This is a genomic window from Paraburkholderia sp. Tr-20389 (assembly GCF_017104565.1).
GTDB lineage: Bacteria > Pseudomonadota > Gammaproteobacteria > Burkholderiales > Burkholderiaceae > Paraburkholderia.
The window spans coordinates 1-24554 of record NZ_JAAGPD010000006.1 but is presented as its reverse complement, the minus strand read 5'-3'; the positions used below and the strand labels follow the sequence as shown (position 1 = coordinate 24554).

Annotated in this window: 21 protein-coding genes and 2 pseudogenes; 7 read left to right on the top strand and 16 right to left on the bottom strand. The window is 61.8% G+C overall.

Going from position 1 to position 24554, the window contains the following annotated elements:
• The first annotated feature begins 63 nt into the window (after nucleotides 1–63).
• Nucleotides 64–828: a ParA family protein gene (locus tag G3N95_RS09065; RefSeq protein WP_205969657.1), complete on the top strand. Its 765-nt coding sequence runs from the start codon at nucleotides 64–66 to the stop codon at nucleotides 826–828.
• Between the two features lie 124 nt (nucleotides 829–952).
• Complete coding sequence (locus G3N95_RS09060) at nucleotides 953–1684, top strand: OmpW family outer membrane protein (RefSeq protein WP_205969656.1); 732 nt, start codon at nucleotides 953–955, stop codon at nucleotides 1682–1684.
• Between the two features lie 158 nt (nucleotides 1685–1842).
• Here G3N95_RS09060 and G3N95_RS09055 read toward each other — a convergent pair whose 3' ends face one another.
• Nucleotides 1843–2262, bottom strand: coding sequence for a hypothetical protein (locus G3N95_RS09055; protein ID WP_205969655.1), 420 nt, complete (start codon nucleotides 2260–2262; stop codon nucleotides 1843–1845).
• 208 nt (nucleotides 2263–2470) lie between these two features.
• Here G3N95_RS09055 and G3N95_RS09050 point away from each other — a divergent pair, with 208 nt between their 5' ends.
• Nucleotides 2471–4363, top strand: coding sequence for a beta-galactosidase (locus tag G3N95_RS09050; RefSeq protein ID WP_205969654.1), 1893 nt, complete (start codon nucleotides 2471–2473; stop codon nucleotides 4361–4363).
• 8 nt (nucleotides 4364–4371) lie between these two features.
• On the opposite strand, the gene G3N95_RS09045 is transcribed toward G3N95_RS09050, so the two are convergent.
• The 11 genes from G3N95_RS09045 to G3N95_RS08995 all read right to left on the bottom strand — a co-directional run bounded on the left by G3N95_RS09045 (nucleotide 4372) and on the right by G3N95_RS08995 (nucleotide 15736).
• Nucleotides 4372–6321: an enterotoxin gene (locus tag G3N95_RS09045; protein WP_205969653.1), complete on the bottom strand. Its 1950-nt coding sequence runs from the start codon at nucleotides 6319–6321 to the stop codon at nucleotides 4372–4374.
• Nucleotides 6322–6336: 15 nt separating this feature from the next.
• Complete coding sequence (locus G3N95_RS09040) at nucleotides 6337–6651, bottom strand: antibiotic biosynthesis monooxygenase (RefSeq protein ID WP_205969652.1); 315 nt, start codon at nucleotides 6649–6651, stop codon at nucleotides 6337–6339.
• 126 nt (nucleotides 6652–6777) lie between these two features.
• Entirely contained in the window at nucleotides 6778–8040 is a 1263-nt protein-coding gene (locus G3N95_RS09035; protein WP_205969651.1) for an MFS transporter, read from the bottom strand.
• Between the two features lie 34 nt (nucleotides 8041–8074).
• A complete protein-coding gene (locus G3N95_RS09030) occupies nucleotides 8075–9289 on the bottom strand; it encodes a YbfB/YjiJ family MFS transporter (RefSeq protein WP_205969650.1) in 1215 nt (404 codons plus the stop codon).
• A gap of 40 nt (nucleotides 9290–9329) precedes the next feature.
• Complete coding sequence (locus tag G3N95_RS09025; protein WP_205969649.1) at nucleotides 9330–10040, bottom strand: SDR family oxidoreductase; 711 nt, start codon at nucleotides 10038–10040, stop codon at nucleotides 9330–9332.
• A 117-nt stretch (nucleotides 10041–10157) separates the two neighbouring features.
• Nucleotides 10158–11084 carry a LysR family transcriptional regulator gene (locus G3N95_RS09020; RefSeq protein WP_205969648.1) on the bottom strand — a complete coding sequence of 309 codons (927 nt, stop codon included), beginning with the start codon at nucleotides 11082–11084 and terminating at the stop codon, nucleotides 10158–10160.
• A gap of 93 nt (nucleotides 11085–11177) precedes the next feature.
• Complete coding sequence (locus tag G3N95_RS09015; protein WP_205969647.1) at nucleotides 11178–12002, bottom strand: serine hydrolase; 825 nt, start codon at nucleotides 12000–12002, stop codon at nucleotides 11178–11180.
• A gap of 45 nt (nucleotides 12003–12047) precedes the next feature.
• Nucleotides 12048–13082 carry a peptidoglycan DD-metalloendopeptidase family protein gene (locus G3N95_RS09010; RefSeq protein WP_205969646.1) on the bottom strand — a complete coding sequence of 345 codons (1035 nt, stop codon included), beginning with the start codon at nucleotides 13080–13082 and terminating at the stop codon, nucleotides 12048–12050.
• Between the two features lie 322 nt (nucleotides 13083–13404).
• Nucleotides 13405–13860, bottom strand: a complete 456-nt coding sequence (locus G3N95_RS09005; protein ID WP_205969645.1) for a carboxypeptidase-like regulatory domain-containing protein — start codon at nucleotides 13858–13860, stop codon at nucleotides 13405–13407.
• A gap of 191 nt (nucleotides 13861–14051) precedes the next feature.
• Nucleotides 14052–14432 carry a VOC family protein gene (locus G3N95_RS09000; RefSeq protein WP_205969644.1) on the bottom strand — a complete coding sequence of 127 codons (381 nt, stop codon included), beginning with the start codon at nucleotides 14430–14432 and terminating at the stop codon, nucleotides 14052–14054.
• A gap of 29 nt (nucleotides 14433–14461) precedes the next feature.
• A complete protein-coding gene (locus G3N95_RS08995; protein WP_205969643.1) occupies nucleotides 14462–15736 on the bottom strand; it encodes an MFS transporter in 1275 nt (424 codons plus the stop codon).
• Nucleotides 15737–15838: 102 nt separating this feature from the next.
• Here G3N95_RS08995 and G3N95_RS08990 point away from each other — a divergent pair, with 102 nt between their 5' ends.
• Nucleotides 15839–16711, top strand: coding sequence for a LysR family transcriptional regulator (locus G3N95_RS08990; protein ID WP_205969642.1), 873 nt, complete (start codon nucleotides 15839–15841; stop codon nucleotides 16709–16711).
• 4 nt (nucleotides 16712–16715) lie between these two features.
• On the opposite strand, the gene G3N95_RS08985 is transcribed toward G3N95_RS08990, so the two are convergent.
• On the bottom strand, nucleotides 16716–16853 hold the full coding sequence (locus tag G3N95_RS08985) for a DUF3563 family protein (RefSeq protein ID WP_205969641.1): 138 nt from the start codon (nucleotides 16851–16853) through the stop codon (nucleotides 16716–16718).
• A gap of 230 nt (nucleotides 16854–17083) precedes the next feature.
• Between G3N95_RS08985 and G3N95_RS08980 the strand changes: the two genes are divergently transcribed.
• From G3N95_RS08980 to G3N95_RS08970, 3 genes are all read left to right on the top strand, one after another.
• Nucleotides 17084–18811, top strand: coding sequence for a serine hydrolase (locus G3N95_RS08980; RefSeq protein ID WP_205969640.1), 1728 nt, complete (start codon nucleotides 17084–17086; stop codon nucleotides 18809–18811).
• Between the two features lie 21 nt (nucleotides 18812–18832).
• The gene (locus G3N95_RS08975; protein ID WP_205969639.1) at nucleotides 18833–20041 is read left to right on the top strand and encodes an MFS transporter; all 1209 of its coding nucleotides are present in this window, start codon (nucleotides 18833–18835) and stop codon (nucleotides 20039–20041) included.
• A gap of 410 nt (nucleotides 20042–20451) precedes the next feature.
• The gene (locus G3N95_RS08970) at nucleotides 20452–21270 is read left to right on the top strand and encodes a flagellin domain-containing protein (protein ID WP_205969638.1); all 819 of its coding nucleotides are present in this window, start codon (nucleotides 20452–20454) and stop codon (nucleotides 21268–21270) included.
• Nucleotides 21271–21328: 58 nt separating this feature from the next.
• Here the strand turns inward: G3N95_RS08970 and G3N95_RS40850 are convergent.
• The 3 genes and pseudogenes from G3N95_RS40850 to G3N95_RS08955 all read right to left on the bottom strand — a co-directional run.
• Nucleotides 21329–21643, bottom strand: a pseudogene (locus tag G3N95_RS40850) (HlyD family efflux transporter periplasmic adaptor subunit); the annotation flags it as partial.
• Between the two features lie 190 nt (nucleotides 21644–21833).
• On the bottom strand, nucleotides 21834–22133 hold the full coding sequence (locus G3N95_RS08960; RefSeq protein ID WP_205969637.1) for a cysteine peptidase family C39 domain-containing protein: 300 nt from the start codon (nucleotides 22131–22133) through the stop codon (nucleotides 21834–21836).
• Nucleotides 22134–22209: 76 nt separating this feature from the next.
• Nucleotides 22210–24554: pseudogene (locus G3N95_RS08955) on the bottom strand (hypothetical protein); the annotation flags it as partial.

Sequence of the window (24554 nt, the reverse complement as noted above, 5' to 3'; positions counted from 1 at the left end):
CCGGTAATGTGGCTGATGTATGCTGCTGGTTTTTCAGGCAGATCGACAGGGAAGAGGGGACACATGCGGCGCGTCGTATTCAATCAGAAAGGTGGTGTCGGCAAATCGACCATCGTGTGCAATCTGGCGGCCATCAGCGCCAGCGAGGGCTTGCGTACACTCGTCATCGATCTGGATGCGCAAGGCAATTCGAGCCAGTATCTGCTGGGCTCGCAGGCCAGTGATGTGCATCCCAACGTGGCGGGTTTCTTCGAAACCGCGTTGACGTTCAGCTTCAAGCCGATCGACGTGACGTCGTTCATCCATGCGACGCCATTCGAGAATCTCGACATCATGCCCGCGCACCCGGATCTCGATACGCTGCACGGCAAGCTCGAATCGCGCTACAAGATCTACAAGCTGCGCGATGCGCTCAATGAACTGGACATGTACGACGCGATCTACATCGATACGCCGCCCGCGTTGAATTTCTACACGCGCTCCGCGCTGATCGCAGTCGAACGCTGTCTGATTCCGTTCGACTGCGACGACTTCTCGCGGCGTGCGCTCTACACGCTGCTCGACAACGTGAAAGAGATCCAGCAGGACCACAACGATGCGCTGCATGTCGAAGGGATCGTGATCAACCAGTTCCAGCCGCGCGCGAGCCTGCCTCAGCAGCTGGTCGACGAACTGGTGAGCGAAGGGCTGCCCGTGCTCGGTTCGCGACTGTCGTCGTCCGTGAAGATCCGCGAGTCGCATCAGCATGCCAAGCCCGTGATCCATCTCGATCCGAAGCACAAACTCACACAGGAATATCTGGCGCTGCATCGCGAGCTGGCGGGCTGAAGGGATTACGCGGCGCAGTCAATCCTTACCAAATTCCAGAGCCCATTCACCAGACTTATCGTATCGATTCGAACGGTCGTGCGCATAGAATCGCCTCCAGACCCACACAACAATGGAGGAGACGATGAGGCCATACCGGGCCATTGCCATTGCGGCCGCGCTGTTGACGGGCACGGCCGCGCATGCACAGAGCGCGGGCAGTTTCGTTGCGAACGTCGGCTGGTTTCATCTGGCGCCGCAGGTGTCGAGCCAGCCTTTCAGCATCACCGCGGCCGGCACGACGACGACTGCGAGCGGCTCGGGCGCGGATATCGACGGCGCCGATACGATCGGCTTCACGGCGACGTATTTCGTCACCGATCACATCGCAGTCGAAGGTGTGTTCGGCGTGCCGCCGAAGTTCACGCTGTCGGGAACGGGCACCCTCTCGGGGCTCGGCGAGTTGGGCAAGGCGTATGAATGGAGCCCGACGCTGTTGCTGAAATACTATTTCAACGACGCGCAAAGCCATTTCCGTCCGTATCTCGGCGCGGGCGCGGCGTATGTCTGGTATAGCGGCGTGAAGCTCAGTTCGGCGATGTCGAGCGGCGCATTCCTCTACTCGTCGACGTACGGCACGGCGCTGGAAGGTCAGACGACGGCGAAACTGAGCAGTTCGTTCGCGCCCGTCATCAACGCAGGCTTCACGTATAACTTCGACAAACACTGGTCAGCGGGTGTCTCGCTGTCGTATATGTGGCTGTCGACGCGCGCAACACTGACCACGCATTCGGCGGCAGTCGGCACAGTGACGAGCACGTCGAAGATTCACGTCGATCCTATTGTTTCATTTGTATCGGTCGGGTATCGCTTCTAAAGAAAACCTGACTTCGTTGTTTTCCAAAAAAGGCAACCGGGGGCCCGTCAGTACGACGGGCTTTTGGTTTTTTAGCGGGCCTTTAGCGGGCCTTTAGCGGGCCTTAAGCTGGCCTTTAGTGGACTCCTGGTGGACTTTTTAGCGGTCTGCCGACCGCTTCAGTAATTCTCGACGATGGCGTGATTCAGCCCGAATGCCTTCAGCATATCGAGTACGCGTTCGGACACCACGAGTCGCGAATCGTGGGCAATGCCGAGGTCGTTGTGTCCTGCCACGCCTGTCACCGATAGCCAGAGAAACTCCGGCAATCTACGCTCCGGATAGATTTCTCTAAACGAGTCGCTGACCGTCAATTCGAGTTCGCGGCACTCATAGCCGCTCGCGTTGGCTTCATTCAGCGCGCTTGCAGCTTCGCGCGTGACGATGAGGGCGGGAAAACTTTCCAGCAGCGCATCGCCTAGCCAATTGATAATCCGGTAATGCAGTTTAGTAATGGCTGGCGGATGGACGCTTGAATCCAGCACGGTGTGCTTTCCAAGGCCGCCCGCTACTTCGGGTTCGACATAGTAATATGCCATATCGCGTTTGAGATCAGAGTGATCGCTAATTTGGCTCACTTCCGGTTATAGCATAATGGCGATCAGAAATTTTTTCCCGATACGAAAGGCAATGTAATAGCGCGGAAGAATGGCGCAATATTACGCATCGGGCATAAAACATCGCATGAGTAGGGTTTGGATTATTAGTCGTGGGTAACCGCTACTGAAGACAGGAGCAGCCGCGCACATGACGAAGCTCACAACGACGCAAAGTCCGGGTGCTGACGGACCAAACGGTCCGCATGTGTTCAGCTTCGCCCCGAACGGCGACGGCTTCCTGCTGAACGGCAAGCCGTTTCAGATCCGCAGCGGCGAATTGCATCCCGCGCGCATTCCCGTCGAGTACTGGCTGCACCGCATTCAGATGGCAAAGGCGATGGGGATGAACACCATCGCGCTATACGTGATGTGGAATTATCACGAGATGCGCGAGGGCGCATTCGACTTCCAGAGCGACAATCGCGACATCGAAGGCTTCATCCGCCTTTGCCAGGCGGAGAACATGTGGGTGCTATTCAGGCCGGGACCCTACGTATGCGCCGAATGGGATCTGGGTGGCATTCCGTCGTATCTGCTGAAACACCCGGATATCCGCCTACGCACGGATTACGCGAGCGACGCGCGTTATATGCGCGCTGTCGAGCGTTACATCGACGAACTCGTTCCTCGCGTGCGGCCGTTGATGGCGGAGAACGGTGGCCCGATCCTGATGATCCAGATCGAGAACGAGTTCGGTTCGTTCGACAGCAATCCGGCTTATCTGGAGGAACTCAGGCAGTTGTGGATTCGCGGCGGCATCCACGGACCGTTCTATACGGAAGACGGCCTCGTGCAGCTGCAACAGAACCTCTCGTATGTTGCGGATGGCGCGATCGCGTTGAGCAACGGCAACGCGGCGCAGATCGACGCGGTGCGCAAGGTCTTTCCTTCCGTGCCGGCCATGGCGGGCGAGGTCTATCCGGGGTGGCTCACGCATTGGGGCGACAGCGTATTCCAGGGCACATCCGTCGATCTGTCCGCCACGCTCGATGAGTTGATGCGCAAGAACCAGTCGTTCAATCTTTACGTGATTCATGGCGGCACGAGCTTCGGCTTTTACGCGGGCGCGAACGTAGACGTGGACTCGGACGAATATCAGCCCGACATCACGAGTTACGACTACGCCGCGCCGATCAGCGAGCAGGGCGTGGCGACCGCGCGTTACATGGCGTACCGCAGCATCATCGCGCGATATCTTTCGACGCCGTTGCCCGATGTGCCCGCGCCCATCGCAACGATTCCCGCGATGGATTCGAACGGCGTTCGCCGATTGATGCCGCGACGGTATGCGTCCCTCTGGGACAATCTTCCCGCTGCGCTTCCGCTCGCGGACACGATGCAGCCGCAGCCTTTCGAGATGTATGGCCAGGCATTCGGCTTCGTGCTGTATCGGAAGAAACTGGCGCGCTATGCGGGCGGTGCGCTGGACATTGGGGATGTTCACGATTACGCGACCGTTTTCGTCGGCGATCAGTACGCGGGTGCAGTGTCGCGCGCGCGTGTACAGGAGGATCTGGCTTCGCCACGGAAAATAATGCGTCGCCGGCCGGTCGCATTGCCTGATGCATCGTCCCGTCAGCAAGAGGCGGCTGTGCTGGAGATACTCGTCGAAGGCATGGGCCGGGTGAATTACGGGCATTCGATGATCGATCGCAAGGGCATAGTCGATCCCGTCGTCATTCATGACGCGTCTGGCGCGAGCGAGATTCCAGACGGCTGGGAAGTCGTGCTTTTGCCAATGGATGCTTCGTTCATCGAGAGCTTGCGGCCCGTCTGTTCCAGGCCGAACAAGCCGGGCATGTTCTTCGTGGCGACGCTGCCGATCGATGCCGTCGGTGATGTCTATCTGGACATGAGCGAATGGACCAAAGGCATCGTGTGGGTCAATGGGCGCAATCTCGGGCGATACTGGCATATCGGCCCGCAGATGCGGCTCTATTGCCCGGCACCATGGTTGAAGCCAGGTGACAACACCGTATTGATCTTCGATTTGCACCAGACCGAGGCGAAGCCTGTGAGTCTCGCGTCGTCTCTTTCGTAGCGTAGCCGTTAGACGGGCGACAGTTCGAGCGTCAGCACTTGAAACGGATCGAGGTGTATGGCTTGCGGGCGTTCCGCGTCCCATCGTGTTGCAACGTTCACATCGCCTTCGATAAACGGAAACCGCGTGCTGAACTGACCTTCGATACCATCCGGCAGTTCGAGATGTGTTCGCAGATCGAGCACGAAGTCTTTCGCAAGATCATCCGGATTGCGCAGCGTCACGATCGCTTTGGACGGCGTCCACGCAGCCCAGCCGTAAACCTCGAGTTCATCCGGCGCGCCGCCGATCCAGTGGCAATCGCGCAGAACGTCGGCATGAGCGCGCGCCCAGCGGGCAGCATCGGCGAGCGCATCCCAGTCGCGTGCATGCAGCAACGACGGCGTGACGTACAGTTCCTGCAACTGCGTCCCGCTGCCAAAGTATGAATGCACTTCGTGCGCAAATGCTTGCGAGGGATCGCTGTTGAGTTGCGTGTTGGCCTGCGCATAAATGATGCCGTGAAGCATCAGCGAATTGAGCGGAAACAGCGGGCTTCGACACACGACATTGCGATACGTTTGCGCGTCCCGATACGTGATCCAGCGTTCGCGCTCGCTGCCTTTACCGGCGAAACCGTAGTCCGCGCCGTCGCGCCAGATCGAGTCGACATAGCGCAGCCAGAAGGGTGACGCTTGCGTGCCCGTAGACAGATTGACGAATACATCGCGCTTTGCGCGGCGCATGTCGTCGATGAGATCTATTGCTGCATCCCAATCGCTGTTGAAGCGGCTGCCGGCGACGACCCTATTCGCGTTGCCCGTGCCGTCGAGCTTGAAATGATTGACGCCGTGTTTCGTGAGCAGATCCAACGCGACTTCGTGAAAGCGGCGATAGTACGTTGGACCTGAAAGCGCGAAGCCGTCGCCGGCCGTTTCGTAACCTGCCGCGCGGCCGCGTGTCACGCGCTCCGTTCGAGGAGGTCCATAGCCGCCCCACGGCGACAGCCACACGCCGGGTGCTGCGCCATAGCGTGCCGCTGCCTCTTTCAACGGTATGAAGCTATCGGGAAACGCATCGCTGAACGTCCAGCTACCGCTGTAATCATCCCATCCGTCGTCGAACAGGAAGGAATCGAGTGGCACGCCGCGCTTGTCATGCAGTTCGTGGCCTATCGTGTGAATGCGGTCGATGGCCTGATCCTGCGTGTAGGTCGTGAGGAAACCGATGTCGTACCAGGAGTTGTAGTGCAGGAAAGGACGATAGGGCCGCGCCCGTTCACGCTCTATGTAGGCTGCGAAATCGCGGCGCAACTGGCCTTCGCGAAACACGCCTGCAACAGCGGAATACGCGAGCGTCTTGCCTTTTTCGAGCGGCAGTGTGCGCGTGACGGTGAAGCAGGCCATGCCGTCGCGCACTTCGCTTTCCGCCATCGGAAGCTCGAAGCCGACATAGACATTGCCGTCGACGACAGGTACTGCTGCGAGGTCGCCGGCTTTCCAGGCAGACGGCGCGTGAGTCCGTAGCAGCGCAATGGATGTAACGTGCTCGTCGCGCAGCAGTGCAGTGACGGACAGGTGCTGGCGTAGATAAGGCGCCCCCTCGCGCTGCTCGACGCACCATTCGACACGCAGGCGGCGCTCGCCGTCACTGAGCGTCGCGACTACGCGCCGGCCTGCATGGCGTTCGGCTTGACGCAGCGCGTCGATATCCGCAGACAGCGTTTCCTCGCGCAATGGCGCGACGAGCCGCAACTCGGCCGCGCCAAACATGCTGCCATCCGCTAGCATGAGAACGAACGGCGCATCGACCTGCAGCATGCGCCCATGCACAGGATCGACCACGCAAACGCTGCATAGCGCACTGTCCGCGATGATCCAGTTCAGTTCGATCGCGGTATTGCCGAACGTATGACGATCGCCTTGCACACGCAAGACGGGCGCGTCCGGAATGTCGAGCGATGTGTGATGAGCGTGCATGACGCGCCTCGCCGATCACTTCACCGTCTGAAGCACCTCGAATCCTTCGAATTCCGGATGGCCGAGATAGAGCGCGCGCGTCTCACCGCCCGCATTCCGATGCGCGGCGCGAAACGCCTCGGATTGCGTCCATGCCTCGAACGCCGCGCGATCCGCCCACACCGTGTGACTCGAATACAGCACGTGATCCTCGCGCTGCGGACCCTTCAGCAGATGAAACTCGACGAAGCCCGGCACATCCTTCAGATGCGTGTCCCGCGTCGTCCACACCTCCTCGAATGCGCCTTCCGAACCCAGCGCCACCTTGAACCGGTTCATTGCAATGAACATGACCTTCGCTCCTGAATGACTGCGATGTGCCGCGAAATTGCTCTTCGAGTGAGTATACGCACAAACGTGCATACCATCGCGCAAGCGCAAGGCGATCAGAAGGCAATCAGGAAACGATCACGCGCATCACCGCTCGCGCGCCCACTGCGCGAAGCCCGCGCATACCACCAGCAGCGAGCCCGTCGCGAAGAACACGGAGTGCATGCCGAGATGCACGGCGATCTCGCCGCCGATCACCGGGCCGAGCACCTGGCCGCTGAACTGCGCCGATTGCAGATAGCCGAGCATCTGTCCCGTGCGGCTTTCATCGACGGCATGGCGTGCGAGCTTCGCGATTGCCGGCAAGAGACCGGCGAGCGACATGCCCATCAGCGCGCGCAACGCGGCCAACTGCCACCATTGCTGGACGAACGCTTGCGGAATCATCACGAGGCCCGTCACGACGAGGCAACCGATGATCACGTTCCAACCGCCGATCCGGTCCGCGAGTGCGCCGAGGCGCGCGGCCGTGAACATGCTGCCGAACGCCGAGCACGCCATCACGACACCGGCAATGCGAGCCAGATGATCCGGCGCGACGCCCAGGCTGCCCACATAGACCGTGATGATGGGTTCGATCGACATGTTGGCGAGCAATACCATCATCGCCGTTGCGAGCAGTGCGCCGATCACGGCGTAACGGGTGCGCGGCGCATTCGCGTCGGCTGCGGCGTGGGCGGCTTTGCGGCTGGTATCGGTGGCGGGCTGGAAGTCTTCCTGAACGACGAAGATCGTCAGCAGCGCGGCGACGGCGATCACCGCGCCGCCCGCGAAGAACGTGCCGCGTATGCCGATCCAGCCCGGCAGCAGGCCGCCGATCAGCGGGCCGACGAGGGCGCCCGCAAGCGCGCCCGTCGACAGCAGGCCCAGCGCCCAGCCCGCGCGTTCGCGCGGCGCCTGTGTACCGACCATGACGGTCGACGCTGACGCATAGCCGCCGACCAGACCCGCAACCAGACGCAGCCCGACGAGTTCATAGACGTTGTGCGCAACCCCGATCAGCGACATCACCACGGCCATGCCGACAGCCGCGCGGATCAGCATCGGCTTGCGTCCGTAACGGTCGGCGAGACGGCCCCACAGCGGCGCCGTGACGGCCGTGCCGAGGAAGGTCGCACCGAACGCGACGCCCGACCACTGGATCACATCGGCCTGCGATGTCACGCCAAGTTGCTTCACGTAGAGCGGCAGAAACGGCAGCAGCATGCTCAGGCTGACGAGCGTCGTGAACGAACCGAACACGCAGACGAACAGATTGCGCATCCAGTACTGCTGATTGCGCTCCGTGTAACTGAAAGTCGGGACATCCGGTGCGTTGCGCAGCGAAACGGAGGTCGTGGGCTGGTTCATGCTATCTATCCTTCGATGAAACGTTGCAGGTATCTCAAACCCTTTCCGGGTCGCCGCGCAGCGCCGCGAACAGGTCGACGGCGAGCGCGAGTGCGAGCGCCGCCGCGCCGATCATGAACAACATCGTGTAATTGCCGCCGTTCTGCGTGAAGAGGAACGACATGCCATACGCGGCGCCCGCCTGTAACACCGCGAATGCCGTGGTGGCCGTGCTCCACGCGCCTTTTTGCGCGGCGGGATGATGCGCGAGCAGTTCATTGACGCGGCCGAGCGCGAGCGGCACGACACCCGGCACGGCGGCGCCCATCAACACGCTGGAGGCGATCAGCGGTACGGGGCCCGTGCCGATCAGCGGCAACGCGATGGCGACGATCTGGATCACGAATGCGGCGCGCAGTGCGGGTCCGAAACCCGCGCGGTCGGCGAGATGTCCGCTCAGCAGCGGACCCGCAATCGCACCGAGGCCGAACAGCACCCAGTATTGCGCGCCTGTATCGAGTCCCTTGCCGAGCCCGCGCGATACGAAGTCGACGAGAAATAGCATGTGCGGCACGAGCCCGACTGCGTTGAGCGCGTACTCTGCATAGAGCGCGCGCAGGGTGAAGCCGCCTGGTTTCGAATGCGTTGCGTGATGCCTGTGTGCCGTGGGCACAGGCGCATCCTGCTTCGGCCAGCCATTCCATGCGGCGAGTGTCAGCAGCAGCGCGATCGCGCCAAGTCCGAGCCACGTCTGCGTCACGCCTTCGCGCAGCAACAGCGGCACGACTGTGCCCGATGCGGCGATGCCCAGGCCGATGCCCGCGAAAATCGCTCCGCTCACGAGGCCGCGGCGCGATGGCGGCACGTGTGCGAGCACAGTCGGTGCGGCCAGCACCATCAACGCGCCGCCTGCAAGGCCAGACGCGAAGCGCCATACGAAGAACCACACGAACGACAGCGGGAACGCGCAAGCGACGAATGCGATCGTCGCCAGCAACATCATCGCGCGCAGCACCGTCGCTGCATTGGCGCGCTTCGCGAGGTAGCCGCCCAGCAACGCGCCTGCCAGGTAACCGCCCAGATTCGCCGCGCCGAGATAGGCAGCGGTCGATGCCGCGAACCAGTGCGCGTCGATGATGGCGGGAAGCAGCGGCGTGTACGCGAAGCGTGCGAGCCCGATGCCGACGAGGCTCGCGCTCGCCCCCGCGACCGTGCCGCGTGTGATGTTGAAGACAGGCGGTGCCGATACTTCAATAGCTGTGTGCTGCATGGTTGACTCCGTGCTTCCTTCACGTCTGCGTGCTGCGTTATCAGGAGCCGACGTTGCTGCCGCCGTCCACGTGCAGAATCTCGCCCGTCACGAAACCTGCCGATTCCAGATAAAGCACGGCCTCGGCGATATCCGCGACCTCGCCCAGATGTCCAAGCGGATGAAAGCGGGCTAGTGCTTCGTGTCGTTCCTGCGGATGCAGCGGCGTTTTGATGACACCGGGCGCGACCGCGTTGACGCGAATGCCGAGCGGCGCGTATTCGATAGCGAGCGATTTCGTCACCGCATTCAGACCGCCTTTGGTCAATGCGGCCATGGCGGCGGGCAACCCGGCACGCGGGCGGTCGACGAGGCTTGCCGTGATGTTCACGATGTGCCCGCTGCGCTTGCGGCTCATTTCCGTCAGCGCGCGCTGCGTGATGTGAAAGAAGCCGTTCACGTTGGTCGACATGACGGCGTCGTAGTCTTCGGGCGTGTACGCGTCGAAGGGCTTGGCGATGAAGATGCCCGCGTTGTTGACCAGCGTGTCGATCCGGCCGAAGCGTTCGAGTGCGAGTGCGATTACGCGCCGTGCGGTCTCGGCATCGGCGATATTGCCCTGCACGGTGGCGATATCCGGATCGTCGCTGGGACGAATCGAACGGGACGTTGCGACGACGCGGAAGTTGCGGTCGCGATACGCCTTCACCAGCCCTGCGCCGATACCTTGCGACGCGCCCGTGACGATCACGACTTTCTGTTCGGCACCCATGAATTGCTCCTTGAACTCATTGGGCCATTCAGGCCCGATCTCGATGGAGCAAGTCTAGATTGAGTCGACTACCGAGAGAATCCACGCGCGACGGCAGACATTCTTCCGCAGTCCGGTTTAATCGCGGTCCGTCGCGCGCTGGAGCTGCTTGAATTGGCGGCGCAGGCGCGGCGTGGCGAAATCGACGAAGGCGCGCACTTTCGGCACCGAAAGCCGGCCGTGCGGTGTCAGGAGATGAACGGGCAAGGGCGCGTGCTCGCTGTCGCGCAGGACGATCCGCAGTTGCCCGTCCTTCACCTGCTGCGCGATGTGATAGGAAAACATGCGCGTGACGCCGCGTCCCTCGACGGCGGAGGCGGCAGCCGCGTCGATGCTGTTGACGATCAGGCGCGGCGAGAAGTTGACGACTTGCGGCACGGTCGAGCCTTCCGACGGCGGAAAGCTCCACGAGTCGAGGCCGAAGTGCGTCATCGAAATGATCTGATGTTCCGCGAGGTCCGCAGGTTCGCGGATGCGCGGATGCTTCGTCAGATAGCGCGGTGCTGCCGCCACGACGCGCCGCACTTCGCCGACGGGTATCGCCACCAGCGTCGAATCGGGCAGATGCGCGATGCGCAGCGCGACGTCGATGCCTTCGTCGATGAGACTGACGGGCCGGTCGAGCATGTGCAGGCGCACAGAGACGGCGGGATACGCATCGATGAACTCGTCGAGGATCGGGCGCAGCAGGTCCTGGCCGGCGGCAACGGGCGCCGTGACATTCAGCAGGCCGCGCGGCGCGGAACGTTCGCCCGCTACCAGCAGGTCGGCTTCCTCCAGATCGGTCAGGATGCGCCGGCAGGCGGCCGCATAACGTTCGCCGGCTTCGCTGAGCTTGATGGTGCGCGTGGTGCGATGCAGGAGCGGCGAGCCGACGTGCGCTTCGAGGAACGCAATGGCGCGGCTCACGGCGGCAGGCGAACGGCCGAGCCGGCGGCTCGCGCCGGCCAGGCTGCCTTCGTCGAGCGTCGCGACGAACACCTTCATTGCGTCAATCCGGTCCATGATGCATCGCTCAGAAATCGTCGGCGGCGCGACGTTGCACGGAAGTGTACAGCGGCGCGTGCATCCGGCAAGAACGAGGGTGGGACGTGTGCGTCAGCGATGCGAGGCGACGAGCCAGCGGCGCAGATCGACGGCATCCTGGAAGTGAGCCTGCGCGTCGGGATCGCCGAGCAGCACGATCAGCACCGGATGGCCGCGCACGTTCGTCACGATGATCAGACAATGGCCGGCCTCGTTGGTGAAGCCGGTCTTCTGCAGCCCGACATGCCACGACGCACGATGCACGAGCGGGTCCGTGTTGCGGTACATCAGCGGCCCGTCCCCGCCCAGCACCAGCTTTTCGTGAGCCGTCGAATAGCGGCGGATCACGCGGTAACGATAGGCCGCGCGCACGAGCCGCGTGAGATCGCGCGCAGTCGAAACGTTATGCGGCGACAGTCCCGTCGGATCGACGAAATGACTGCGCGACATGTGCAGCCGCTTCGCCGTGTGGTTCATCGCGCGCACGAAGCCCGGCCGCCCGCCCGGATAGTCGCGGCTCAATGCAAACGCGGCGCGGTTTTCCGACGACATCAGCGCAATATGCAGCAGCGTGCTGCGCAGGAGCAGCGAGCGAACGGGCAGACGCGAACGCGACCATTTCAACCGGTCGACGTCGGCATCCGTGACACGCAGCGGCTTGACCATCGAGCGCTTCGAGTCGAGCACGACCATCGCGGTCAGCAGCTTCGTCAATGACGCGATGGGAAGGCGTTCGTCGGCGTGTTTCGCATAGAGCGTGCGACCCGTCGTCATATCGACGACGATGGCGGCGCGTGCCTTCACGGCGGGTTTGAATATGACATGCCGTGCATGGGCCATCGCGGGCACGAGGCTCGCGATCAGCAGCAGCGTGAGGAAGAGATGGAATTTCAGCACGTCGGTTGAGGGAGCGGCACGGTGTGTTCCTGGTTGTGAGTGTCGTCAGAGCAGAGCGGCGAGACGGTCGGCTTCTTTTGCGAACTGAGCGCGCTCGGTTGCGTCGAGCGGATTCTTGCCAGGCAGCGCGACGGTCAACGGATCCTTCGGCACCGAATCGACATGCACTTCATAGTGCAGATGCGGACCCGTCGCCCAACCCGTCGATCCGACATAACCGATCACCTGGCCGCGCCGTACCTGGGTGCCTCGATGCAGTCCTTTCGCGAAGCGCGACAGATGCGCGAATACGGTCTGATAGGGCGGTGGATTACGCAGCACGATCACCTTGCCGTAACCCGTTTGCCTGCCGATGAACGCGACCGTGCCGCGAGCCGTCGCATGAACGGGCGTGCCTGCGGGCGCGGCGAGATCGACGCCGTCGTGGCTTTGCCAGCGGTGTGTGACGGGATCGAGGCGGCGCAGCGCGAATTCCGACGACACACGCTCATACGCGAGCGGATAGCGCGAGAACGCTGGCGTCGTGCTCGCGCCGTCCTTCGTGTAATAGAACGGCTTGCCTTCGAGGTTGCGGTACAGAAACAGTTCGTGCGACGTCGAGCCCGTTGCGATGCGCACGGCAAGCGGCGTTGCCGGCTGCGATTGGGCCGATGCGTTGCCCGCTTCGGGTGGATCGACTACGAGGCTGATCGTGTTGCCCGCCTTGAGGTCGCGGCGGAAGTCGATCTCGCCCGAGAACGCATGCGCGAGCAAGGCAGCGGTGCGGCTGTCGAGTCCGAGCCGCTGGGCCGCTTCCGCGAAGCTGCTTTTGATGGTCGCCGACCTGACGACGGGTTGCGGCGTTGCTTCGGAAGCAGGCGCGGGAGCGGCAGGTTGGGGTGCGGGTTGTGCAGCGCGCGCCGTATCGGCGGCTTCGCGGTTCGGCGACGCGGACGGCGCGCCGGCGGCATCATCCTGATCGACGGAATGCTTCGCGTGCTGCGGCGAGAAGATCAGCGCTGCACAAACTGAACTGAGCGCACACACGAGAATGACTTTGCCACTGCGCGCCGACGGCGCGACAAATGCGGGAAGGGGCATGATCGAAGGTCGAAACGGCGGGTACTGCGATGGCGGTTGCACGAAGCAGACATCGTGCGCGAACTGACAGACGCGTGGCGTCGAGGTGAGGAGGTAAAACGGGTGCTGCCGTTACTCGAGCTGCAGGCAGAGCGCGGTAAAAATGACGGCAAACCGGAAGGGCGTATCGAACGGCATGTAAAGAGTGCGGCGAGGTTGCCGTGCAGTGAAAGGCGACGGAGCGCTCACCTTAGCCGGCAACACTTAAGTGAATCTTAAAGCGGGCTAATGTGTGCGCTTCGCGTCGCGCTGTGCAGTTCGATGATCGATTGTGAAGGCACGCTTATGAGGTGCCGCCATTCGATCCGGCAGGCCACAGAAAGAGCGTTTGCGTATGTCCCGACGGCGTTATATCGACCACACGCTGTTGCGTCTTGCCGTCGTAGCTCGCGCTGATCCTGTAGCGTCCAGCCGGTAGCGACGCCAGCATGAATGGACCCTGCGCGGTTGCGTTCAGTATTGTCGTGCCGTTCATGTCGGTGATGTGGACGGGAACGTCGGCGAGGTACTCGTTACCCTGATTCGATTTGCCCGCGAATTCGAGCACGAGCGGGTATTGATGCATCACGTCCTTGAGCGCAGCCGACTGGTCGCTGCCGATGCCGCCCGACAGATACGTCACCGCGCCCTGTCGATGAAGCGGCGGCAGATTTTCCGTCGCGGCAAACGCGACATTCACCGCCGATTGCGTGAGCGCGAGTGTGACGGCAACGAGGCCTGCTCTGGCGAACCTGTTCATGACGATCTCCATCGTGAAGGGTAAGGCCGTTCAATTGCAGATGCGCTTGAACGGGGCGAGTGTCTGCAATCTAGGCACCGTGGATTAAACGTGGCTTAAAGCGTGCGATCTGGGCGCCGGGCACGCGACCGTCGGCAAGCCGGGCACGTTCCTGATATCCGTGCCCACCGACTTCTCACGGAGACGCTGGATCAACCCAGCAGTTCCGAGATCTCGATCAGATTCAGATCGGGATCTCGCACATACACCGAGCGGATCTTCTGTGTCGCGCCCGTTCGTTCGACAGGGCCTTCGATAATCGGCCAGTTGCATGCCGCAAGGTGTGCGATGACCTGATCGAGCGGCACCGAGGCGATGAAGCACAGATCCAGCGCGCCCGGCACGGGCAAATGCGCCTTCGGCTCGAATTCGCTGCCGCGTACGTGCAAATTGATCTTCTGGTTGCCGAAGCGGAACGCGATGCGGCCCGCGCCGAACGTTTCCAGTTGCATCTGCATGACCTGCGTGTAGAACCGCGTCGTGGCTTCGGCATGGGTGCAGGTCAGCACCAGATGGTCGAGATGATCGATCATGAAAGGGCTCCTTGCGTGTGAATCATGAATCAGCGTGTGGGTGCAAGCTTCGTTGTTTGCACGCGCGCGACATACAACGTCAGCGTTCCGCATACGGCGAGCATCGCGAAGCCGAATCCCGCGACCGACGGCCATTGGCCGTTCTGCCAGAACCAGCCGCCCCACGAACCCAGCACGCTCGAACCGAGATAGTACGCAAGCAGATAGAGCGAGGTTGCGTGTCCTTTGGCGCCATCGGCGAGTTGTCCCACCCAGCCGCTTGCCACTGAGTGCGTGATGAAGAAGCCGATGGTCAACACGATGATGCCGAGCACGACGGGCACGAGCGCATGCATCAAGGTCAACGCGAGTCCGAGTGCCGCGACCACGACGCCCGCCGTCAGCACGGGACCGCGTCCGCAGCGGTCGGCGAGTGCGCCCGCACTGGACGCCGCGACGATACCGAACAGATACGAGCAGAAGATCAGGCCCGTTTGCGTCGCGCTGAGATCGAACGGCGCGGCCATCAGTCGAAAGCCCGCGTAGTTGTAGACCGTGACGAACACGCCCATCACGAAGCATCCCATTGCGAACACGGCGGGTAAGGTCGACGCCGTCAGATGCTTGCGCCACAGCGCTATATGATGCGCGGGGCTCAGATCGGAGCGGCGCACGAAGTTGCGTGACCCAGGCAGCAACAACACGAATGCGATCGCTGCGATCACGTCGACGATGCCGATGGTCAGCATGGCGGTGCGCCACGACAGATGATCGCTCATATAACTCATGCCTACGCGGCCGATCATGCCGCCGAACGCGGTGCCGCCGACATAGAGACCCATCGACAACCCGAGCCCGCGCGGATCGATTTCCTCCGCCAGATAGGCCATCGCCACTGCGGGCACGCCGCCGAGCGCGAGCCCTTCGAGTGCGCGGGCGACGAGAATGCTGTGCCAGCTCGCTTCGAGTGCCGCGCAGACGTTGAAGAGCGCGGCGAGCGTCATCGATACGAAGATCAGGCCGCGTCGTCCGAAACGCTCCGATAGTGCGCCGGCACAGAGAATCGAGAACGCGAGGAAGCCGGTCGACAACGACAGCGCCAGAGAACTCTGCGCCGCGCCGATATGGAATTCGCTGGCGAAAACGGGCAGCAACGGCTGCACGCAATACAGCAGCGAGAACGTGGAAAAACCTGCGAGGAACAGCGCGATGCTGATGCGGCGAAAATCCGCCGAGCCGGGCACCACGCCGGTTGATGCGGGGCGCGTGGGTGCGCCGGGTAACGCGACGCGCTCGGGCGTCGCAACGATAGAGTCGGAGTTCATGGAACAGGATTGACGTTCGGCTGTGACGCATGCATTGTCCTGCTCGACCGCTATACTGTCCAATATATGAAAATGCGTAACACGATACGTTTGAGCACTAGCATGGAACTACGTCATCTGCGTTATTTCATCGAGGTTGCAAGCGAGGGCAATTTCACGCGCGCCGCCGAAAACCTCGGAATCGGACAGCCGCCACTCAGTCAGCAGATCAAGAGTCTGGAACGCGAACTGGGCGTCGAACTGTTCCGCCGGACGCCGCACGGCGCGGAGTTGACCAACTCGGGCACCGCGTTTCTGGTCGAGGCGCAACGCGTCATAGCAGGTGCGGAGCGCGCGGCGCTGGCGGCACAACGCGCATCGCGTGGCGAAACGGGGCGATTGCGTATCGGCTTCACGGGGTCAGCGGCGTTCAACCCCGTCGTGCCCGCGCTGATCCATCGTTTCAAGCTCCGCTATCCGACCGTCGATCTGACGCTCGAAGAGGCGAATACCCCTGCGCTGCTGCAAGGTCTGTTCGACGACCGGATCGACGCTGTATTTTTCCGGCCCGGATCGACTCAGCCGGAGAATGTGCAGATGCATCGCTTCGCCGACGAAGCGATGAAAATCGTGCTGCCATCGGCGCATCCACTGGCCGGCAAGAAGCGCTTGCCGCTGACGGCACTCGCCGCCGAACCATTCGTGCTCGTGCCGGGGCCGGCGGGTGTCACGCTGCACGACGAGATCGTGCGGGCGTGCGGCGAAGCGGGCTTCAGTCCGCAACTCGCGCAGCCTGCGCCGCAGGTATCGTCGGTGATCAATCTGGTGGCGGCGGGCCTCGGTGTGTCCATCGTGCCCGCCGCGATTGCGCAGGTGCAGGTGAAGGGCGTGCGTTACCTCGACGTGCAGGGCGCGAAAATGCGGGCGCGTCTCGCGCTGGGTTGGCGCGAAGGGGACGTGTCCGCTGCGCTCGGCAATCTGGTCGGGTTGCTGTGACGGCCTAACCGTTCACATCGATCAGCCGCATGCGGCGTTCGAGTTCGACGATATCGACGGCCGCAGCGAGGTAAGCGTCGCGGCGGCTGTGTTCGGCGCAGTCCAACAGCTTGCGCAGCGCGAGGAAAATGTATGCGAACATGGCGTGCTCCTGATGCGGGGTGGTCTCGCACACAGTTGCATCGAGCATGCCATCGGGAACTGGCCTTGTCGCGCGGGCTCGGCGGGTTTGCGCGGTAGGAAAGTGTTCGAGGCCGGCCAACGCTCTCGACGCAACAGTTTGCTTGCACCATGCTTCCATTCGGATAACCGTCTGAGGTTGCGGCCGCATTCGAGAGTCCGTTCGTGAACGTTCGACCCGAGGAGAATGGCTTGACGCAGCTAGACAAACTCGAAGGCTTCGACGAAAGCGTCGCTGCGCTGATGCAGCAATGGAACGCACCGGCTGTGGGTGTGGCTGTCGTTGTCGATGGCGAGCCTGTTCTGACGCGTGGATATGGTTTTCGCGAGTACGCAAAGCGTCTGCCGTTCGACACGTCGACGCGCTTTCCGATTGCGTCGAACACGAAACTCTTCGTCGCGCTTGCGGCCGGAATGCTGGTCGAAGAGGGCAAGCTCACCTTCGACGGATCGCTCTGCGATGTCCTACCCGAGCTGCGCTTTCACAACGACATCCTCACACGTTCCGTGACCTTGCGCGATCTGCTCGCGCATCGCACGGGCATCACGCGTCACGACATGATGACGTTCGGCGCGGCAGCGACGCCGAAGGACGTATTCAACCGCCTGCATCTGATGAAACCGAGCGCAGGGCTGCGCGAGACCTTCATCTACAACAACGTCATGTATTACGCGGCCGCTCATGTGATCGAGCGATTGAGCGGCATGTCATGGACCGACTTCGTGCGTGAGCGCATGCTCGAGCCAGCGGACATGCGCGACACGTCGTTTCGTTTCGCCGCGCTGCTGGAAGAGCCGAACCTCGCGGTAGGCTATACCGAGCGACGCGACAGCCGCGAACTGCGCAAGCTCGACACGAAGCGCACGGATGATCCACCGTGGCCGTCGGGCAGCATGGTGTCCACACTCGACGATATGTCGCGCTGGCTGACGTTGCTCATCGACGATGGCAAGGCAGGCGAGCGGCAGGTGCTACCGAAGAGCGCGTTGCACGAAACGATGGTCCCGGCAATCCCGCTGCCGAACGCGGCGACCCAGCTATACGGCTGGTGGGAATCGTTGAACGGAACGTATGGCCTCGGCAGGCAGACGGAGGTCTATCGTGGACATCTGGTGGCCTTTCACGGCGGCGACTTGCGCGGTTTTCATTCGAGGGTCTCTGTTTTGCCGAGAGAGCGGATCGGCGTAAGCGTGTTCGTGATCGGCGATCATTGCGCCATGTTGCGCGACGTCGTTCACTATCAACTCTGCGAGCGTTTGCTCGGCCTGGATATCACGCCGTGGAACGAGCGCTTTATCGAGCTTGCGGCATCGGCGCGACAGGCGATGTCGCAGGCGGCCAGCACCCGGTACGCAGACCGGATCGACAACACGACGCCATCACATCCGCTGGAGCACTATGCCGGCGACTACGCGCACGACGCTTACGGCACGATCTCGATCGTGCTGGAAGACGGCCGTCTGCGCCTGACATTCCGCGATCAGAACCTGCCGCTCGCGCATTATCACTACGAACGCTTCGACGCCGAAGCAGACGATCCCGAAGACGACGCGCGCTGGCGCATCAATTTCCAGTCGACGCATGAAGGCGACATCGACCGCTTCGTCACGAAGATCGTCGAGAATGAAGTCGTTTTCGTGCGCAAGGAATTTGCGCATGCGTCTGCCATGTTGCAGCGTTTCGCGGGCGCTTTCCAAACGGCAACCGGAATTCGCGTCGAGGTGCTGGAGCGCGACGACGGTACGTTGTGGCTGCGCGCGCCGGGCCAACGCGACGAACGCTTCGTCGCTGCGCGCGACCACGTGTTTCGCATTGCATCCGCACCGGGCTCGACGTTCGAATTCATCGAAAGCGACGGGCAAATCGTTTCGCTGGATCAGATGACAGGTGCGGGACGTTTCGTGCTTCGCAAGATGTGAAGCGCACACGGATACATCGCCATGCACGGTCAATCCCGCCTCAGCACGCTTCGACAGATTCCCGCCAGCATCTGGGTATTAGGCTGCGTGAGCCTGTTGATGGACGTCTCGTCGGAGATCATTCACAGCCTGCTGCCGATGTTCATGATGGCGAGCCTCGGCGCGAGCGCCGCGACGATCGGCCTCATCGAAGGCATTGCGGAGGCGACGGCGCCGATCGTCAAGGTCTTTTCCGGCACGCTCAGCGATTACCTCGGCAATCGCAAATGGCTCGCTGTCGCGGGTTATGGACTCGGGGCATTGAGCAAGCCGCTGTTCGCGCTCGCACCGGCGATCGGCCTCGTCGTGACGGCCCGAGTGATCGACCGGATCGGCAAAGGCATTCGCGGTGCGCCGCGCGATGCGCTAGTCGCCGATGTCACGCCGCCGCATCTGCGCGGCGCAGCGTTCGGACTGCGGCAGTCGCTCGATACCGTCGGCGCGTTTCTCGGGCCGCTGCTTGCGGTCGCGATCATGCTGGTCTGGGCGGACAACTTCCGCCTTGCGTTCTGGCTCGCGGTAATTCCAGGCGTGCTGGCTGTCGTGTTGCTGAGTGTCGGCATCGACGAGCCTGCGCGTGAGCCCGGCGCGAAGCGGGTCAATCCGATCCGGCGCGAGAACATCGGTCAACTCGGCGCCGCGTTCTGGTGGGTCGTCGCGATCGGCGCCGTGTTTGCGCTCGCGCGTTTCAGCGAGGCTTTCCTCGTGCTGCGCGCAATGGGTAGCGGTGTGCCCGTCGCGCTGGTGCCGCTCGTGATGGTCGCGATGAACGTCGTGTACTCGCTATCGGCGTATCCGCTCGGCAAACTCGCCGATACGACGAGTCATGTCAGACTGCTGATCGCCGGGCTCGTGATACTCGGCGCGTCCGACATCGTGCTCGCACATGCCGCGCACTGGAGCGTTCTGCTCGCAGGCGTCGCGTTGTGGGGGCTGCATATGGGCATGACGCAAGGACTGCTCGCGACGATGGTGTCGCATAGCGCACCCGCGCATTTGCTCGGCACGGCCTTTGGCCTATTCAATCTGCTGAGCGGGCTGGTGACGCTGGTATCCAGTGTGATCGCCGGTGCGCTGTGGGACAGGGCCGGCGCACCCGCGACGTTTTATGCGGGCGCTGCCTTTTGCGCGATGACGATCGTGCTGCTTATCGTAAGTGCCGCGCGCGCGTCCAAAGGGTTTCTACGCTGAAAGTTTCGGACGGGTCAAGTCAAATGAGCTGTCAGCTAAAGTTATTACCGCGTCAGCAATAAGCCTTCTTCTATCGATTTATGCTTTCGGCGAGTAATCGAGATTACGTAATTACTCGTAACATGAATATTTCTGGTATTCAATTTGTAATGACCAGGAGATGAAATGGAAGGAATCGATTTTCAATAAAAAATATAGATATAAATCAATGTATTGCATGGGATTGGCGGTTCGAAATTGACGGCATGGCAAGCCTCGCCTACGCACTTCAGGAAGGCAAATATTCCAGATGAAAAGCTAAAGCAATATTTGGCAACGTCGTAAACCCCTTCGAGCGGCGACACAAGGCATTGAATAAATCCTTGGCGCCGCTTATGTCGATCCTTGATATAGAACCGAAAGGGGCTCAAATGCTGAACATCAATACGAACATCATGTCGTTGACGGCGCAGAACAACCTGGAGGGCTCGCAAAACGCGCTCTCGCAGGCGATCAACCGTCTGTCGTCGGGCAAGCGCATCAACACGGCGGCCGACGATGCGGCGGGCCTCGCCATCGCGACGTCGCAGACGGCATCGATCAATGCGTTGACGCAAGGCGCCGCCAACGCGAACAACGGCATTTCGATGGTGCAGACCACGAACGGCGCGCTGCAATCGGTCGTCGACAATCTGCAGCGTATCCGTCAGCTGGCAGTGGAAGCAGGCGACGGCTCGCTCGATTCAAACGCGCTCGCCAATCTGCAATCGGAAGTGTCGACGCGTCTGACGGAAATCACGCGCGTCGCGCAGCAAACGACCTTCAACGGTCAGTCGGTGCTCAACGGCATCGGTTCCGTCAACTTCCAGATCGGCGCGTTCAACGGCCAGCAGATCACCGCGGACTTCGGCTCGCAGCAGTGGGATGCGACGTCGCTCGGCATCAACACCCTGAGCGTCGCGACGGCGTCGGGTGCGCAAGCCGCGATGAGCTCCATCGACAACGTGCTGACGAGCGTGAACACCTTCCAGGCAACGCTGGGTGCAACGCAGAACACGTTCCAGGCTGCAATTTCGACGACGCAAACGGAAGCGACGAACATGAGCGCGGCCGAATCGCAAATCACCGACGCCGACTTCGCGACGGAAACGGCGAACCTGTCGAAGGCTCAGGTGCTGCAGCAGGCGGGCATCTCGGTCCTCGCGCAAGCGAACTCGATGCCGCAGCAGGTGCTGAAGCTGTTGCAGTAACAGCATCGCGCCGTGCATGCTGTGGCGCGCGAACGGTATGCACGGTACGGTTTTGTCATGGGAACGCCTCGATTTTCACGGCGGCGCGCTGGCCTGGATCGACAAAGCCAATATCCTTGTTTTGCAGACGCGCTTCGACTTCGAGTGCATCATCGGGCACGACCTCCATCAGCGTCTGCGCGGTCGTAACCACACCACCCAGCGTATGTACCGACAGCTGCTGCACCGTCCCCGAAACCGGCGCGGCGAGACTTAGCAGCGCCTGACGCGTCTGCGCCTTGGATTCGTCGTCGCGGCTTTGCGTGATCTGCTGTGTGGCTTTCTCAAGTTAGTCGAGTTGGTCGCGGCGGAACTTTGAGGCCGTTGCCTCGACCTGGGCGTCGCGTGCGGGTCGCTCCAGTTGATGGCGGATTTCCTGGACCAAACGCCATACGGCCAGATAGCGCCGCGCGAGGTCCGCGAGCGCCTGCAATTTCACTGAACTCATCATCTGAGCCATCCTGCAACGAGACGAGATGCGCGTAATAGCCGCCGTGACGCAGGAGCGATTCGTGATCGCCTGCTCAACGATCCTGCCGTGATCCATTGCGATGATCCGGTCCGCCGTCCCTGTCGAGTACGAGAGCCGGTAATGGGGAGCGTGAAAGGCTGCCCGGACGCAGCGAAACCTTCCGGGCCTTCATTCCGAGTGTGCGTGCGGACAGGACCAGGGAATCGGTATCGAACAGGCTGTTGCCCAGTCCGGAGGCGTGGCGTAGCTGCGCGCCGTCGGCAGCAATACTGTGGAAGCGTGCGATGACGACGAGCGCGGCGAGGCCCGGATCACTCGCGTGTGAATCCGGGCCCAGGTCGGGAGCATTCATGTATCAGGTGGTGTTGGCAGACACAGGCGACCCGCGAACATCGATGCGGGTCGCCCGTTCGCCTTAAGGCAGTCGATCAGTGAGCGTTGGACACGAGAAGCATCTGGGGTTCGTTCTGTGCAGGCATGGCGGACGCGACTGTCCCACCCGACGGAGGAGCGGCTCCAAATGAAGCCATGCCGGCCACGAGCGCCTGCATCTGCGCTTCGATGGAAGCGGCGGTGTTGCCACTCGCGCCGGAAATTCCGCTTCCCGCGAGCGCGACGCCCGCCATATCGCCCTTCGTGCCGTCTGTCCGCGTGAACGAGCTGTCGTTCAGAATCTCGTTTCCGTTGTCGTAGCGGTCCACCTGCACACCGTTGAGGTCCAGCGACGCAATACCGAGGTCGCTCAGGCTGTAGAGCTGGCCGCTCTGGAACTGCCCCGTCCCCGTTGTGTCGACCCAGACCTTGAGGTTGCTCCACAACGCATCTGTCGCCGTCAGCGTTGAGCCGGCCGAACCATCGACATTCTGCGCCAGCGCCTTCAGGTCATCCATGCTGTCAATGAGCTGGTTGTCCCGGGTGATTGTTGTGGTGTTGCCAGAATCGTTGGGATCGTAGACGAGATAGCCCTCGCCAGCCGTGCCCCATGCTGTCTGCACGGCCTGGCCAGTGTTGTTGATGTCAAAGGTCGCCTGTGAGTCCGCCGTGGCCGTTGTTTCGACCTTGCCGCCGTTCAGGTTCAGGATGACGGGGTCAATGTCGTCGTCCTCCCAGTCGGAATCACCCATCGCGTCGTCATCCTCATATTGCCATCCCTCGTCGGAGTAATCAGACATGGCTGATGAGCCTGAGCCGTTGTACCAGTTCCCGTTGTCGCTGTCGTACCACGCCGTCTGTAAGCCCGTCTGGCTGTTGAACGTCGCCCCGCCGGTCATGACTCCGCTAGTCGGATTGAACATCGCGATTTCATTGAAATATAGCCCGCCGTTGGCGAACTCCTCTTCATAAGGGTGCGGCCCCGCTCCGTTCCAGAGGTCGACGCTGTTCAGCGCGCCGCTGGCGCTATTGAAGTTCTCGCGCTCGGTCTCGGCCTCCGTTCCCGTATTGAAGTCTGAAACCTGATAAGCGTACGATCCGCTGTTGAACCACGCCCCCTCGGTTTCCTGATGGGCCGAGTTGTAGAACTCTTCATCGGTCTCTTGATTGCCGCTGAAACCGATCGAATCATTCACGTAACTGTTGTTGTACTGTAGCGCGCGGTAAAAGGTGCCAGACGCGTTGTAGAGCAGTTCGTCGCCGGAACTCAGGTTGATGCTGTCGCTCTGTCCACCGAAGACGCCCACGATACCCATGCCGTTTACCGTATAGCCCGAACCACTTGCGAGTGCGACGATGTCGCCCGAACCAAGCAGATTGACGCTGTCACTGCCGCCAGCGAGGCCGGCCGTCGAACCGCTGTCTAGTGTCACGCTGCCGCCGGATTCGCTGACCTGATCGTTGGTGCCGGCGAGCCAGAAGTTACCGCCGGTTCCCGTGTCGCTAATCGTGTCGTGGTTACCGGAAATACCCGCTGTGTCATTGGCGGCAGCATTCAGAGTGATACCGCCGCCGGAAACATCAATGCGTGAATTGGCGAATTCGTCGACTGTGCCGGTCACGCCATTGAGGAATCTCACGATATCGTCGTTGGTCGTCGTGGCATTCTGGCCGTTGAGGCCGGTCCAGACAGTTGTCCCCGATCCGCTGACGTTGGCCGTTTCACCGTAGCCCGCCAGACCAAGCGCGTCATTGGCGCCCAGATTTGCCGTGATGGAATTGCCGTTCACGTCCACGTGCGAGTTATCGAATTCGTCGACCGTGCCTTTGACGCCGCTGGCGAAGTTCACGCGATCATCAGCGGCGCCTGATGCGCCGAAGCCGTTCAGGCCTGTCCAGACGGTGGTGCCCAAACCGTTGACATTGGCCGTCTCGCCATAGCCCGCCAGACCAAGTGCGTCATTGGCGCCCGCATTTGCCGTGATCGAGGTGCCGCTCATGTCTACATGCGAGTTGTCGTACACGTCGACTGTGCCGACCACGCCGCTGGCGAAATTCACACGATCGTCAGCGGCGCCGGACGCGCCAAAGCCGTTCTGGCCCGTCCAGACGGTGGTACCTGAGCCGTTGACGTTTGCCGTTTCACCATAGCCCGCCAGACCAAGCGAATCATTGGCGCCCGCATTCGCCGTGATGGAGGTGCCGCTCATGTCTACATGCGAGTTGTCGTACACGTTGACTGTGCCGACCACGCCACTGGCGAAGTTCACGCGGTCGTCAGCGGCGCCGGACGCGCCAAAGCCGTTCTGGCCCGTCCAGACGGTGGTACCTGAGCCGTTGACGTTTGCCGTTTCACCATAGCCCGCCAGACCAAGCGAATCATTGGCGCCCGCATTCGCCG

What these genes read in the sequence shown, in the direction of transcription:
- G3N95_RS09065 (WP_205969657.1), top strand. Translation starts at nt 64, where the DNA reads ATGCGGCGCGTCGTATTCAATCAGAAAGGTGGTGTCGGCAAATCGACC.
- G3N95_RS09060 (WP_205969656.1), top strand. Translation starts at nt 953, where the DNA reads ATGAGGCCATACCGGGCCATTGCCATTGCGGCCGCGCTGTTGACGGGC.
- G3N95_RS09055 (WP_205969655.1), bottom strand. Translation starts at nt 2,262, where the DNA reads ATGGCATATTACTATGTCGAACCCGAAGTAGCGGGCGGCCTTGGAAAG.
- G3N95_RS09050 (WP_205969654.1), top strand. Translation starts at nt 2,471, where the DNA reads ATGACGAAGCTCACAACGACGCAAAGTCCGGGTGCTGACGGACCAAAC.
- G3N95_RS09045 (WP_205969653.1), bottom strand. Translation starts at nt 6,321, where the DNA reads ATGCACGCTCATCACACATCGCTCGACATTCCGGACGCGCCCGTCTTG.
- G3N95_RS09040 (WP_205969652.1), bottom strand. Translation starts at nt 6,651, where the DNA reads ATGTTCATTGCAATGAACCGGTTCAAGGTGGCGCTGGGTTCGGAAGGC.
- G3N95_RS09035 (WP_205969651.1), bottom strand. Translation starts at nt 8,040, where the DNA reads ATGAACCAGCCCACGACCTCCGTTTCGCTGCGCAACGCACCGGATGTC.
- G3N95_RS09030 (WP_205969650.1), bottom strand. Translation starts at nt 9,289, where the DNA reads ATGCAGCACACAGCTATTGAAGTATCGGCACCGCCTGTCTTCAACATC.
- G3N95_RS09025 (WP_205969649.1), bottom strand. Translation starts at nt 10,040, where the DNA reads ATGGGTGCCGAACAGAAAGTCGTGATCGTCACGGGCGCGTCGCAAGGT.
- G3N95_RS09020 (WP_205969648.1), bottom strand. Translation starts at nt 11,084, where the DNA reads ATGGACCGGATTGACGCAATGAAGGTGTTCGTCGCGACGCTCGACGAA.
- G3N95_RS09010 (WP_205969646.1), bottom strand. Translation starts at nt 13,082, where the DNA reads ATGCCCCTTCCCGCATTTGTCGCGCCGTCGGCGCGCAGTGGCAAAGTC.
- G3N95_RS09005 (WP_205969645.1), bottom strand. Translation starts at nt 13,860, where the DNA reads ATGAACAGGTTCGCCAGAGCAGGCCTCGTTGCCGTCACACTCGCGCTC.
- G3N95_RS09000 (WP_205969644.1), bottom strand. Translation starts at nt 14,432, where the DNA reads ATGATCGATCATCTCGACCATCTGGTGCTGACCTGCACCCATGCCGAA.
- G3N95_RS08995 (WP_205969643.1), bottom strand. Translation starts at nt 15,736, where the DNA reads ATGAACTCCGACTCTATCGTTGCGACGCCCGAGCGCGTCGCGTTACCC.
- G3N95_RS08990 (WP_205969642.1), top strand. Translation starts at nt 15,839, where the DNA reads ATGGAACTACGTCATCTGCGTTATTTCATCGAGGTTGCAAGCGAGGGC.
- G3N95_RS08985 (WP_205969641.1), bottom strand. Translation starts at nt 16,853, where the DNA reads ATGTTCGCATACATTTTCCTCGCGCTGCGCAAGCTGTTGGACTGCGCC.
- G3N95_RS08975 (WP_205969639.1), top strand. Translation starts at nt 18,833, where the DNA reads ATGCACGGTCAATCCCGCCTCAGCACGCTTCGACAGATTCCCGCCAGC.
- G3N95_RS08970 (WP_205969638.1), top strand. Translation starts at nt 20,452, where the DNA reads ATGCTGAACATCAATACGAACATCATGTCGTTGACGGCGCAGAACAAC.
- G3N95_RS08960 (WP_205969637.1), bottom strand. Translation starts at nt 22,133, where the DNA reads ATGAATGCTCCCGACCTGGGCCCGGATTCACACGCGAGTGATCCGGGC.